We start from the raw sequence: 13,350 nt of genomic DNA, 5'->3' as shown, positions 1-13,350 counted from the left end.
CATATCATGGCAGTAATGCGAGACCCACGAAAGACACAAAGAGTCACCCGAACCTTAACTTCCGGAAAGGCGCATGTCCGATGGCTGATTATGCCACACTTCTTGGCTCCGATCCCGGTCTGGCGGCGGCCATTGCGCGCATCGGCCCCTGCACCCTGCGTGGTGACGACGGGCAGGAACCCTATGATGCCCTTCTGCGCGCCATTGCCGGACAGCAGCTTCACGGAGCCGCGGCGCGAAAGATTTTCGGGCGCCTCTGTCTGCTCGGGGAACAGGGTACGGTAGACGGGGCACCGCCGTCTCCCGGCAGGCTTCTGGAGCTGTCCGAGGAAAGCCTGCGTGCCTGCGGTCTTTCGGGAAACAAGCTTCTGGCCATGCGGGGTGTGGCACAGGCCCGTTTGGATGGAACCGTTCCCAGCCGTGCCGATGCCCGGACCATGACGGATGAAGAGCTGATCGTGCGCCTCGTGACCCTGCGTGGGATCGGGCGCTGGACCGTCGAGATGCTGCTGATGTTCACGCTGAACCGTCCGGACGTGATGCCTGTTGATGATTTCGGTGTCCGGGAAGGCTGGCGTCGTCTGCGCGGACTGGAACTGCCCCCAAAGCCAAAGGCGCTAAAAGAGGAAACGGCGCGTTTCTCTCCCTATCGTTCAACACTGGCCTGGTACTGCTGGCGTATGGCGGAAGAAGGAAAGAAAACGGCTCCCAACCCCCTGACGGCTTGAATCGGATCAGGACGCTTCCATGACAGCCGGGGCCGTCGCCATGAACTGACGGGTGTCTTCGGGCGAAAGAGGACGTGACAGCAGATAACCCTGAACTTCCGTGCAGCCCAGGCGCCGCAGGTAGGAAAGCTGTTCCTGACTTTCCACGCCTTCCGCGGTCACAGCCACACCCAGGTCGATCGACAGGTCTACCACCGCACGCACGATGGAGGCTGCCCGGGACTCACGCAGCATGTCTCTGACGAACAGACCGTCCAGCTTGATTTTCGAGAACGGGAAGAAGCGCAGATATCCGAGCGATGAGAAGCCCTTGCCGAAATCGTCGAGCGCAATGGAAATCCCGGCGCTCTGAAGGCGGCTCAGCAGCGTGAAGGTTGCGGCATCCGGCTCCATGAAGATGTTTTCGGTCATCTCGATCTGGAGACAGCGGGCCGGGAAGCCGGTTTTTTCAAGAACCCGGAACGTATCCTTGAGGAAGGTTGGGGCCTCAAGCTGCCCGACCGAGACATTGATCGACAGGACAAGCCCCTCTTCCCATTCGCGGGCAAAGAGGCAGGCCCGTTCCATGACATAGACGCCGAGCTTCTGGATCAGGCCGGCCTCTTCGGCAAGCTGGATGATCCGCTCGGGGGGAACGCGGCCATATTCGGGATGGGACCAGCGGATCAGCGCTTCGAATCCGCAGAGCTTCTGGCTCTGGGTGTTGAAGAAAGGCTGGTAGACAATGCCCAGCTCTCCTTTGTCCAGTGCCTCGGGCAGCGCGCGGATCAAATCCCGGTTCCGCTTGGCGACAGTCCGCAGTTCCGGATTGTAGAAGCGATGCGTGTGTCCTCCGAGGCTCTTGGCTTCGTAAAGTGCCAGATCGCTGGCTTCCAGCAGGCTGCCTACGCGTTCCGATCCGCCAATCGACAGCACGATTCCCACGCTGAGACCAACAGCACAGCGTACGCCTTCGCCAACCCGGATGGGCACGTTCGTCAGCGCATTGATCAGACCCGACGCAGTGGCGGAAGCCTGAGCCGGTGTTGTCTGGCGTTCGAGCAGCATGAATTCGTCGCCGCCAAAACGGTAGAGTCTGTGACGTTCGCTCAGGGTGCGGCTCAGGACGACCGTGACTTTCCGGAGCATCTCGTCGCCGGCGGAATGGCCGTGCCGGTCGTTGATCTGTTTGAAGCCGTCCAGATCGAGGTTGAGCAGGGCAAAGGCCTCTCCGGTGCGTGCGGCCTCGATGAGGTAGGTTTCCATGTCGTCGAGGAAGGCGCCGCGGTTGGGCAGGCCGGTCAGCAGGTCATGCCGCGCTCTGAAAGAGGCACTTTCCTGCGCCCAGTGCGTCTGGGTCACGTCCGTCCCGACGCCGCGATAGCCGACGAAGGTGCGGTCCTGAAAAACCGGGCGTCCGCTCAGCGACCAGAAGCGCTGTTGACCCTGCAGGGTTCCGGAGACCACGATGTCCCGGAAGAAGATCCGGTTGTCGAGGCACTGTCGCAGCCGCCCGAGCCCCGTCCGTTCGTCGCCGTCAAAAGCGGCTGGACCTGCCAGATCGGACAGGATGTCGAAGAAAATGCGGGTTTCGAGCCACTCGCGGCTATTACCAAAAGCGGAGGCAAGGCTGGCTGAGACATTGCGTAGCCTTCCGGACGCGCAGGTTTCCCACAGCCAGTCGCCGGTGTCGTCATCGGCATTCCGGAGCAGGAGTTGGACGATACTGTTGCGCTGTTGGAGAGAATACCGGTTGACCAGAAATGCCGTGAACAGGGTCCGGACCGCCATTGTGAGGGATAGGACGAAGAACAGATAGACCGCCATTTCGATGGCGACGTAAAAATAGAAAATTCCGTGATCAATGGCCCATGCTTCAAAAAGAGCGCTGCAACACGACAGGATGAGCATGGACGCAGTGACTTCTCCAATCCCGGTCAGGGGCAGGAGCGAGATGGTTGTTGCGGTCAGACCGACCATAAGGCCTGCGACCAGAACCCGGTCATTCGCATCGCCATATGGGAACACGACCGGTGGAAGGGTTGCCCAGCACACGGCGAAGGCGAAATTAATACCCTTCAGAATCCAGGACTGCCTGCTGCCGACCAGTTTTTCGGTGGGGATCATGTAAAAGCAGATGTTGTAGAGTACCAGCAACAGCAGGACTGCTCCACACAGCATCACGCCGTATGTCGGATAATTCCGCATCAGACAAAGGCATGCGATCGGGCCGCCGCTGATCTGGGGAACAAAATGGAAGAAGTTCAGACCGCGCAGGACCCGGCAGCGCGAAAGGCGGATTTCTTCCTCTGCTCCTGCCGGGATTTCGGCCCGGAAGGGGAAAAGTCGGGCAAGCCGCATCTGTTTGAGCAGGGTCAGGACGGCTGTCATTATGTCGCGCATGACCAGGAGGCGACAACAAAAGCCGGTGAGACAGGCAAAGACATCATGAACCTTCCCAATAGCGGAGGAGGGTGCCACGATGACAGGAATTTATGAAGTTTTTCTTTGCAGACAGCGAATCTGTTGCAGACAACATCTCCGCGCCTCGGGTATGGCGCCCCGGGCACGGAGATAGCTGTTAAATGGTTAAGGTTTCGTTAGTGCGCCATTTCCGGCGTCGTGGCGTAAATCTCGTGGCTGGCTTTTTCAAACATTTCAATGCATTCGCGCATATTGGCCGTCAGAGCTGCACGAGTGATCTCCGGATCGTTGGACGGATAATATCCGCGGGCCAGATCCTCATCGATTTCCAGATGGGACGGGCCGTCATGTTCGTGCTCGTCATGCGCCAGACCCCAGGTCCAGTGCTTCTTCGCGAACAGACTGGTGAACTTCGGAGCATGGCAGAGATAGGCAGCCAGTTCTTCGGCAATGTATTCGACGGCTGCGAGCCAGGAGAAGAAGACCACGGGATCTTCGCTGTCTGCATTGGCGATCAGCTTCTGGACCGTGGGAAGCGTGTCGTAGTGGGTTCCATACAGATCGAGGCCGAATTCTTTTGCGCCGTCAGCCCAGAGAATGGCGTGTGAGCCCTCTTCTTCCTTCATTTCCCGCACGGCTTCACGCGCTTCTGAAAAGAAGGTCTTGATCCGGGCCTGTCCGAAACGCTGGACGAGCGGTTTGATGGGAAGATGGCCGACGCGTACGTCAATAGCGCGCTCGAAAGCCTGAATAAAAGGCCACCAGCCGATCATCATGGCTTTAATAGTCTCTTTATCGCCATGAGCTGCGCCCCGGGCCAGCGCGGAAGAATAGATTTTCTCTCGTGTAAAGACACGCATTTCGGCACGATTTACCAAAGGCTCGGAGAACAGTAGAGCGTACATCAGCGTAATCCTGAAGAAGTTTATTACATGCGCCGTTCCGGCAGTGATGTTGTAGTCGTTAAATTTTCAGAAAAGTAACTTTTTTACTTTAATTTTAATTGAGTTTTATTAAATTATCAAAATATTAATATATTAGATTCTCATTATGTTGCTTAATCGTAATGATATGATTCGCGCAAAACTGCCGCCTTTTCATCTGGTTTGATATCGTAACGTCTTCCTTCAGGCCGGGGCCTGAAGGAATTCCATCATTTCCTTAAGAAACGCGCGGGGCTGTTCCACATGAAGCCAGTGTCCGGCATCAGGCAGGGAGTGGATCAGCGCCTGCGGAAAGAGCACCCGGATCGGATCGTGATGTTCGGGCCGGACATAGGGCGACGCACCCCCACGCAGAAAAAGGACAGGCCCTTCGTAAGGCGCAATCTGAAGGTCGGGCCAGCTTTCGATCTCATGAATGTCGCGGGAAAGGTCGTCGAAACCGATGCTCCAGCCCGGCGAATCGCCCAGCCGTATATTCTGCAGCAGGAGTTCGGCGACGGGTCTGCTGCCCGTGATAGGTTCCAGAAGGTCCAGCCCTTCGCGGCGTTCGAGCGAAGCGGGGAATGTGAGGGTGTCCAGCTTCGAGATCATCTCGCGGTGGCCATGTCCCGTTCGTGCGGGCGCAATATCCGCCACCAGCAGTTTCGTGACGCGCTCGGGGGCGGCCAAGGCGAGCATCATGGCCACCTTGCCGCCCATGGAATGTCCGACGACCGCAAAACGACCGATTCCCAGATCGTCCAGCGTTTCCAGCACGTCCTGCGCCATGAGAGCGTAGCTGGCGGGGCCGTGCGGACTGTGTCCGTGGTTGCGCAGATCCAGCGCCAGCGTCCGGAAGGTCGCAGCGGCGCCGCGCTGGAGGACGCCGAGATTCCGGGCCCGCCCGAACAGCCCGTGCAGGAAAACGACTGTCTCCGGGCCTTCGCCGCGTTCGATGACATTCAGTTTCATCAGTGATCCTTCCATGACAGCTGTTGATCGGCAGCCCGCTTGCCGTCAAACAGGATCACACCTGCCGCCCGGGAGCCCGCTTGTCCACCAGTCCCGCCCCTTCGCCACCCCGTCCGCCTGCGTCCCCTGACGGTTCTGCAAGCCGTTTTCCGGGCCGCGTCCGTATGCTGCGACAGGGGATGAACCGCTTTCAGGCGCGGCTGTTTCCCCATGCGCCATCAAATCTGCGCACGCTGGTGCGTGGCAACGAGATCTGGCTGAGCGTGCTGGCGGGGTTTGTCGGCATTCTGTCAGGGTTGTGTGTGGTCGTCATGACCCATCTCACATTCTGGATGCACAGACTGCTTTTTGGCGTTTCGGGCGTGTCCGGCGGTCATCTGTCCGGTTTGAACGCTCTGCCGCCTCTCCGCACAGTGGTTGTGCTGGGTGGTGGTGGACTGACAATCGGCCTGTTCGGGGTGCTGATCGCAAAAATCATGCCGCGCAGCCCGGTGGACCCCATCGAGGCGAATGCGCTGCATGGCGGGCGCATGTCGGTGCGGGACAGTCTGGTCATTGTCTGCCAGACGGTTCTGTCCAACGGTGTGGGGGGCTCCATCGGGCTTGAAGCCGGGTTTACCCAGATCGCGGCAGCTTTCGGCTCCCGGATCGGCCGGTCATTCCGGGTGCGTCGTGAGGATCTGCGCGTTCTGGTGGGGGCCGGGGCCGGGGCTGCGATCGGGGCAGCGTTCGATGCCCCCGTGGCTGGCGCGTTCTATGCGTTTGAACTGGTGATCGGCTCTTACTCGCTGGGCAGCCTGTCTCCCGTGGCCGTCGCCGCGCTGGCGGGCGTGGGCGTAACACGCTTTTTGGGCAGCGTTCCGCCCGGCATTGTTATTCCCTCTCCTGGAGCGCTGTCCTGGGAAGGGACGGCCGGGGCAGTCCTTATCAGTGTTCTCACGGCGCTGACGGCCATCGGGCTGATGTTTTGCGTCACCCAGACGGAGGGGCTGTTCCGCCGGATGCCCGGACCGGTCTGGCTGCGGCCTGCGGTTGGCGGTCTGATTGTGGGAGGGCTGGCAACGCTTCATCCGTCCGTTCTGTCAGCGGGGCACGATGCGATGCGCGCCGTCTTCGCAGGCAATGTCACTGCGCGAATGGCCGTCGTTCTGTTGCTCCTGAAGGCGCTGGCGTCGTGCCTGTGCATTGGGTCCGGATTTCGCGGAGGGCTGTTTTTCGCGTCGCTGTATCTCGGGTCTCTGGCAGGGACGATCTACGGCACACTTCTGGCGCCGCTGGGCATTGCGCCGGATTCCGTCACGGCCTGCGCGCTGATCGGCATGAGCGCGATGGCCGTGGCCGTCATCGGCAGCCCCATGACAATGGTGTGCCTGATGCTGGAGCTGACCGGCAGCGTGTCGATGAGCGGTGCCACGCTGGTGGCTGCGGTCCTGTCTCTCCTGACCGTGCGTCGCCTGTTCGGCTACAGCTTCGCGACATGGCGCTTCCATCTGCGGGGCGAATCCATCCGTTCCGCTGTCGATATCGGCTGGATGCGCTCACTCAATGTACGCCGCATGATGCGCGGACAGGTCCGGACCCTTCCGGCGGAGACGTCCGTGAACCGGGCACAAACCCTCTTTCCGCTCGGCTCGGCCCAGCGGATCGTGCTGCTTGATGAGGCGGGACACTATGACGGTATTGTTCATCTGGCGGAACTGCACGCCGCCCCTGCCGACCAGACATCCATCAGAACGCTGGCCCTGTTCCGTAACGCCATGCTCACACCGCTTATGAACATCCGCGAGGCGATCGAACTGTTCGAAAAAGCAGAGGCCGATGCGCTTGTCGTCGTCGAGGACCCCCAGTCCCGGCAGGTGATCGGAACCCTGACCGAACAGCACGCCCTGCGCCGCTATGCCGAAGAACTCGAACGCAGCCGCAGAAGCCTTGCGGGTGACGACAGCCTGCCAACCTGACCCGCCTCCGGCTTGCCCCCTTGGCATCGGGCCGTTCCCGCTTCAACATATGGCCCTGTCAGATGCCCGTTCCGGGCGCCCCAACCGGAGATTTTCCCATGACCGCGACCCCCGAATCCCGCCTCGCCGCCCTCGACATCACGCTGCCGGTCGCAGCCGCTCCGGTTGCGAACTACGTCACGACCGTACGGACGGGAAACCTGCTCGTCGTGTCCGGCCAGCTCCCGCTGGTGGACGGCAAGCTGCTTATCACCGGCAAGCTGGGTGACGAAGTTTCGGCCCATGCCGGTGTGGCCTGTGCCCGCGCCTGCCTCATCAATGTTCTGGCGCAGGCCAAGGCCGCGCTCGACGGCGATCTTTCCCGTATCACGCGCGTTGTCCGTCTGGGCGGCTTCATTGCCTGCACGCCGGAATTCACCGACCACGCCACCGTCATGAACGGCGCGTCCGATCTGGCTGTGGACGTGTTCGGTGACGCCGGACGCCATGCACGCTCCACGATCGGCGTGCCGAGCCTGCCCGTGAATGCGCCGGTCGAGGTCGAGGCGCTGTTCGAAATCGCCTGATACGGGAGAAACCGAATGGGAGAAGCGGAGACCATGCCGTCCCCCGACTGGAGCCTGAGCCTTCATGCCTCGATCCACGAGATCGGGGCCGAAGCCTGGGACGCCTGTGCGGGAGCGGACAATCCGTTCGTCTCCTTCGGTTTCCTGTCCGCCCTTGAAGACAGCGGTTCCGTTGCGGACCGCTCCGGCTGGCTGGTCCGTCATGCCGCCTTGCGCGCGCCGGACGGCTCCATCGCGGCCCTCGCCCCGCTTTATGGAAAATCCCATTCCTGGGGCGAGTACGTCTTCGACCAGAACTGGGCTCGCGCCTATGAAGCCGCGGGGGGCCGCTATTATCCCAAATTCGTCTGCGCCGTTCCGTTCTCTCCGGTGCCCGGCCCGAGGCTTCTGCTGCGTCCGGATCTGCCGGATCCGCAGGCCGTGGCGCAGGCCCTTGCCGCCGCGCTGATTCAGGCGACGGCGCAACTCGGCCTGTCCTCCCTGCACGCCAATTTCTGCGACGCGGCTTCGCTCGATGCCTTCATCGGGGCTGGCTATCTGCCACGCACAGGCCTTCAGTATCACTGGCAGAATAACGGCTACACGACGTTCGACGACTTCCTGGCCGCGCTGTCCTCCCGCAAACGCAAGTCCATCCGCAAGGAACGCAGCGCTGCCCAGTCCTGTGGTCTGACCTTCAGCACGCTCCGCGGAGACGACATCACGCCGGAAGACTGGAAAGCGTTCTACCGCTTCTACCAGTCCACGATCGACCGCAAATGGGGCAGCGCTTATCTGACGGAGCGCTTCTTTCCCATGCTGTCCGAGCGCCTCGGAGACCGCGTGGTCCTGATGATGGCCCATCATGATGGAAAAGCCGTTGCAGGCGCCCTGAATCTCATGGGGACCGACGCGCTGTTCGGGCGGAACTGGGGCTGTGAGGGCGACTGGCCCTTCCTGCATTTCGAGCTGTGCTATTACCGTGCGATCGCCTTTGCTATCGAACACGGCCTCTCCCGTGTTGAAGCCGGGGCGCAGGGCGAACACAAGATCCAGCGTGGCTATCTCCCGAGTTTCACCCACTCGGCCCATGCCATACTCGATCCCGGTCTGCGACAGGCTGTCGCAGCCTTCGTGGAAGAGGAACGGACAGCCCTGCAGGCAGAGGCGGCGGAACTGCTGACTCTTTCACCATATCGTCACGGCGAGTCGGGTTGAAGGTGTTCGTTTAACGATTGGGAAAGCTTTGTGCCGCTACGCTGTGCTCCGAAATCGGGATTGACCGGAGCCTGTAACGCCCATGGAGAACAGTACCTATATCGCGCTTTCGCGCATGGATGCCCAGCAGCGCGCCATGTCCGTGGTTGCGGACAACATGTCGAATGCATCGACCGTGGGCTACAAACGCGAAAATGTCCTTTTCAGTGACTTCCTGTCCCATCAGCACGGCTCCAAACAGGCCGAGGGTGCGGATACGGAATCCTACACGCAGGACCGTGCGACATACCGGGACTTTCAGCAGGGCGACATGCAGTCCACCGGCAACCCGCTGGACCTCGCGCTCGGAGGTGAAGGATATTTTCAGATCCGCACTGCCAATGGTGTGCGCCTGACGCGGGCAGGACGTTTCGAGGAACAGCAGGACGGCGCTGTCGTTGATGAAAGCGGCAATGCCCTGCTGGACCGCGACGGGCAGCCGATTGTCCTCCCCCAGACCGACCACCGCATCACCATTTCCGCCGATGGCGTGATCTCGACCGAAACCGGCGAACAGGGTCAGATCGGCATCGTGACGGCACAGGACGACAACAGGCTTCAGGCCGAAGGCAGCAGGCTTCTGAGGACGGATCAGCCCACAACCGCTGTGGAGCGGCCCAACATCGTGCAGGGCATGGTGGAAGGCAGCAACGTCCAGATGATGACCGAAGTGACGAAGATGATGGAAATTCAGCGGAATTTCCAGTTCATGGCGCAGTTCGTGGATGCTGAAGCCACGCGCCAGAAAAACGCCATCGACAAGATTGTTCAGGTCTCGGCCTGATTATTTCCCCGGACGGGACAAGGATAACTTTCCATGCGCGCACTCGACATCGCCGGAACGGGCATGCAGGCCCAGCAGACCAACGTCGAAACCATTTCCAACAATATCGCGAACATGAGCACCACGGGGTATAAACGCTCCCGCGCCGAGTTCCAGGATCTGATCTATCAGAACCTCCGTCGCGTGGGCGCAAGTTCGTCCGATACCGGCACAACCATTCCGGCCGGCGCACAGGTCGGCCTTGGTGTGAAGACGGCGGCGATCTATCGCATCAACGATCAGGGCAGCCTTGAGCAGACCAGCAACTCCCTTGATCTGGCGGTTCAGGGGCGCGGTTATTTTCAGGTCCAGCTTCCCTCGGGGCAGCTTGCCTATACCCGCGACGGCACGTTTTCGATGGACAACAACGGTTCGCTCGTAACTGCGGATGGCTATCTCATCAGCCCGACAATTACGATTCCCAACAATGCGCAAAGCATTTCGATCGACCAGTCCGGTCAGGTCAGTGTGCAGATCGCCGGCCAGAACAACACGACGCTCGTCGGCCAGCTGCAGCTTGGCATCTTCACCAACGAAAATGGTCTGGCCGCGATGGGCCAAAACCTGTTCACGCAGACGACGGCCTCAGGCGACGCCATGATGGGCAATCCCGAGGCTGTCGGTTACGGCAGCATCATGCAGGGCTATGTCGAAAACTCGAACGTCAATGTCGTGACCGAAATCACCGATCTCATCACGGCACAGCGCGCTTATGAGATGAACAGCAAGGTCATCACCGCGTCCGATGACATGCTGAAAACCGTCACCAATCTGGGCGGCGCTTAAAACATGAGCCGCGGCCTGGTGACGGGTGGCATTCTGCTGCTGGCGGGGTGCGGTGCGTTTTCCTTTGTGTCAGCGGCGACGCTGCGAACGACCGTCAATGTCGATCATCCGCGCGTGCGTCTGTCCGATTTGTTTGCCGATCTGGGCAAAGGACAGGACACCGATATCGGCGATGCTCCCGCGCTTGGGGCGAGTTACGTGGTGGGTGGTCCGCAGTTGACGGCCATTGCCGCCCAGTTCGGCGTGGACTGGCCGGATGCCTCGCCTCTGGTGTCCACGACTGTAACACATACGGCGCGCATGATTACGGCGGACGATGTGCTGCCTGTCATTCGCGAGGGGCTGGAACTGCCGTCCGATGCGCGGGTGGAAGTGGCGCTGATTGGCTTCAAGCCCGTACCGGTTCCGGTTGCGGATCAGGGCGCGCCTGCCATCCTGCATATTGACCGCCCGCCGCATGGCAGCGAGCACTTTACGGCACGGCTTGAGGTTCCTTCCGCCAAGGGCGGGCAGGGAACGGCTTTCAATGTGAGCGGAACGGCGACCATGGAAGTGCGTGCGGTGACCCTGCGCCACGCCATGCATCTGGGGCAGCCCATTCTGCCGGATGATGTCAGCATGACGTTTGTCCGGGTCGGTCTGATTCCGGATGATGCGTTACAGAACCCTGAGGATGCGGTTGGTCTGGAGGCGCGGGGTGTGCTTGCGGCCGGTCAGGTTCTGAGCGTTTCGGAACTTGCCCATCCCCAGCTTGTGCATCGTGGGTCGCCCGTCGTGGCGACGTTTTCCGGCCAGAGCCTTCATCTGACGGTGTCCGGAACCGTTCTGGAAACAGGCGGGAAGGGCGATACCGTGCATGTTTACAATGCCAGCAGTCACATGGTCCTGACAGGGCGTGTCGTGGACCGGACGGAAGTGGAAGTCATTCCTGGCATCATGCCGCTTTCCGCCGACAACAGACTCCATCAGCAGACGACGGCTCTCCCGTCTCTCTGACGGGCAGCGTCCGCCACCCGTCAGGTCGGTTTTTCATTTCGTCAGATAGGTGTCGAACCAGTGGATGGTCCGCTGTACGGCATCCTCCCAGGCCTGCGGGTTGCGCATACCGTGGCCCTGTCCCGGATAGATGACGAGCGAACTGGGCACATGCAGGGTCTGGAGCGCATGGAAGAACTCCTGGCTCTGGGGCATCGGGCATTCTTCATCCGCAGAGCCGACGAAAATGAAAGTCGGGGTATGGGCCTGCCGGATATAGAGGATGGGAGAGGAATGGGCGTAGATGTCGGGGTCGTCGTAGACGGATTTTCCGAAGAAAGGCAGCATCCAGCTGTCGATGTTGTTTTCCCCGTAATAGGAAAGCCAGTTTGAAATTCCTGCTCCGGCGACGGCTGCCCGGAAGCGATCCGTCTGGGTGACAGTCCACATCGTCATGTAGCCGCCATAGGAAAATCCGGTCAGGCCCAGACGATGGTCGTCGACAGGAGCGATCTTCTCGACCGCATTAATCCCGCGCAGCACATCGCGCAGATCGCCATGTCCGAAGTCCCTGCGGTTTGCCGAAGTGAAGGTTTCGCCCTGTCCGAAGCTGCCGCGCGGATTGGGCATGAAGACGTCATAGCCCGCATCCACAAGCGCCATCGCCATGTATCCGTGGTCGTGCAGATAGCGAGGGCCGGACGCGCTGGACGGTCCGCCATGCACAGAGACGATCATCGGAACCTTCCCGTTCTGCTCTATGCCAAGCTTGCGTTTGAGAGGCTCCAGCAGCCAGCCCTGAACGGAATAGCCATCGCTTTTCCATGTCAGGCTGCGGGCTTTGAGATGGGGCAGCTGTGCGGCGTTGTCGCGGTTGACGGGCTTCCAGAGCGTAATGGGGCCTGTGGCGATTTCAGGCGCCTTTTCAAAGCTCTGCCGGACGATGGCGGTATGCTGTCCCGCACAGGACAGGCTGGGTTCGGACCGGCCATCCGAAATCATGGTGGGATCTTCCCAGAGCGATCGCACGCCGCCCTGCAAGGACCAGATCGCACTCCGGTCGCCTTTGATGCCTGCGGCGATCAGACCCGGACCGCACGCCCAGGACAGATCGGTCACGGTGGCTTTGAGGTCTGGTGTCAGGTTGACGGGGCGGGCGCCGGGCTTCGTCAGATCCAGAGTAAAGGCGTCTCCGCCGATTGCTCCATAATCGCTCATCAGGCCGCCGATGAAGGAGACCTGTTTTCCGTCCGGGGAAACGCGGGGCAGATTGAGCTGCTGTTGCTGGGGCGGGGTGTAGAGGACGCTGTCCGTGCCGTTTGCGAAGGCATGGAGTTTTGCAATCCACCAGTGATCGTCCCCGTTACCGGGAGCGGCCGTGGCGACGAAACCCCGCCCATCCGGTCGCCAGTCATATTCGTAAACATACAGATCCGCCGGGGACTGCCAGTTCAGGCGTCCGTTTTCGATGACGCCGATCCGCTGTTCGTCCACCTGCGTATTGATTTCGCCGGACGGCGGCGCTCCGGCTTCCAGCGCGCCGGGCTGACGATGGGCGTTCTCGATCGCCAGAACGCCAAGCTGTCCCTGCGGTCCATAGGACAGGGACTGAAGCGTGCCCGTGAAGCTCAGAATCTGTACGGCGTGATGGCCGTCGCGGTCCGCCTGCCAGATCGACAGGGCTTTTGCCGACGGATTTTTCAGCACATAGGCCATCGCCTGTCCGTCCTGCCGCCATGCAAAGGAGTTGGCCACGCAGCCATGACACAAAGGCAGGGAACTGCGGGCTCCGGACGGAACGGCATACAGGACCGGCTGTGACGGCACGTCCTGACCCGGCTGTCCGGCAGGGTGTTCGAGCGAGAGCAGCCGTGTTCCGTCCGGGGAGATGGCAAGATGGGTGTAGAGCTGCACGGGGGCGGCCAGAGCCGTCAGGGGGAACAGCGCGGCCAGCAGGGCGATGCGACGGGGAAGGATCAT

The 13,350-nt window shown here is 60.8% G+C and carries 11 protein-coding genes; 7 read left to right on the top strand and 4 right to left on the bottom strand.

What is annotated here, in order from left to right:
* The first annotated feature begins 80 nt into the window (after positions 1-80).
* Complete coding sequence (locus tag HK22_RS11405; protein WP_086649318.1) at positions 81-728, top strand: DNA-3-methyladenine glycosylase; 648 nt, start codon at positions 81-83, stop codon at positions 726-728.
* Positions 729-734: 6 nt separating this feature from the next.
* On the opposite strand, the gene HK22_RS11400 is transcribed toward HK22_RS11405, so the two are convergent.
* From HK22_RS11400 to HK22_RS11390, 3 genes are all read right to left on the bottom strand, one after another.
* The gene (locus tag HK22_RS11400) at positions 735-3,098 is read right to left on the bottom strand and encodes a bifunctional diguanylate cyclase/phosphodiesterase (RefSeq protein WP_086649317.1); all 2,364 of its coding nucleotides are present in this window, start codon (positions 3,096-3,098) and stop codon (positions 735-737) included.
* Between the two features lie 209 nt (positions 3,099-3,307).
* Positions 3,308-4,036, bottom strand: coding sequence for a hypothetical protein (locus HK22_RS11395; protein ID WP_062107726.1), 729 nt, complete (start codon positions 4,034-4,036; stop codon positions 3,308-3,310).
* A gap of 222 nt (positions 4,037-4,258) precedes the next feature.
* A complete protein-coding gene (locus tag HK22_RS11390) occupies positions 4,259-5,026 on the bottom strand; it encodes an alpha/beta fold hydrolase (protein WP_086649316.1) in 768 nt (255 codons plus the stop codon).
* 179 nt (positions 5,027-5,205) lie between these two features.
* On the opposite strand from HK22_RS11390, the gene HK22_RS11385 reads away from it, so the two are divergent.
* The 6 genes from HK22_RS11385 to flgA all read left to right on the top strand — a co-directional run bounded on the left by HK22_RS11385 (position 5,206) and on the right by flgA (position 11,391).
* Positions 5,206-6,984, top strand: a complete 1,779-nt coding sequence (locus tag HK22_RS11385; protein ID WP_077803975.1) for a chloride channel protein — start codon at positions 5,206-5,208, stop codon at positions 6,982-6,984.
* Positions 6,985-7,082: 98 nt separating this feature from the next.
* Positions 7,083-7,550, top strand: a complete 468-nt coding sequence (locus HK22_RS11380) for a RidA family protein (protein ID WP_062027944.1) — start codon at positions 7,083-7,085, stop codon at positions 7,548-7,550.
* Between the two features lie 33 nt (positions 7,551-7,583).
* Positions 7,584-8,747, top strand: a complete 1,164-nt coding sequence (locus tag HK22_RS11375; protein ID WP_086649360.1) for a GNAT family N-acetyltransferase — start codon at positions 7,584-7,586, stop codon at positions 8,745-8,747.
* A gap of 82 nt (positions 8,748-8,829) precedes the next feature.
* Entirely contained in the window at positions 8,830-9,570 is a 741-nt protein-coding gene (gene flgF / locus HK22_RS11370; RefSeq protein ID WP_062027939.1) for a flagellar basal-body rod protein FlgF, read from the top strand.
* 33 nt (positions 9,571-9,603) lie between these two features.
* Positions 9,604-10,395, top strand: coding sequence for a flagellar basal-body rod protein FlgG (flgG, locus tag HK22_RS11365; RefSeq protein ID WP_062027937.1), 792 nt, complete (start codon positions 9,604-9,606; stop codon positions 10,393-10,395).
* A 3-nt stretch (positions 10,396-10,398) separates the two neighbouring features.
* Complete coding sequence (flgA, locus tag HK22_RS11360; protein ID WP_086649315.1) at positions 10,399-11,391, top strand: flagellar basal body P-ring formation chaperone FlgA; 993 nt, start codon at positions 10,399-10,401, stop codon at positions 11,389-11,391.
* Between the two features lie 33 nt (positions 11,392-11,424).
* Here the strand turns inward: flgA and HK22_RS11355 are convergent, their stop codons facing one another.
* Entirely contained in the window at positions 11,425-13,350 is a 1,926-nt protein-coding gene (locus tag HK22_RS11355) for a S9 family peptidase (protein ID WP_086649314.1), read from the bottom strand.

Source organism: Gluconobacter sp. DsW_056 (genome assembly GCF_002153595.1).
Taxonomy (GTDB): domain Bacteria; phylum Pseudomonadota; class Alphaproteobacteria; order Acetobacterales; family Acetobacteraceae; genus Gluconobacter; species Gluconobacter albidus.
The sequence above is the reverse complement of the archived record's forward strand: the minus strand, read 5'-3'. Positions and strand labels throughout refer to the sequence as shown.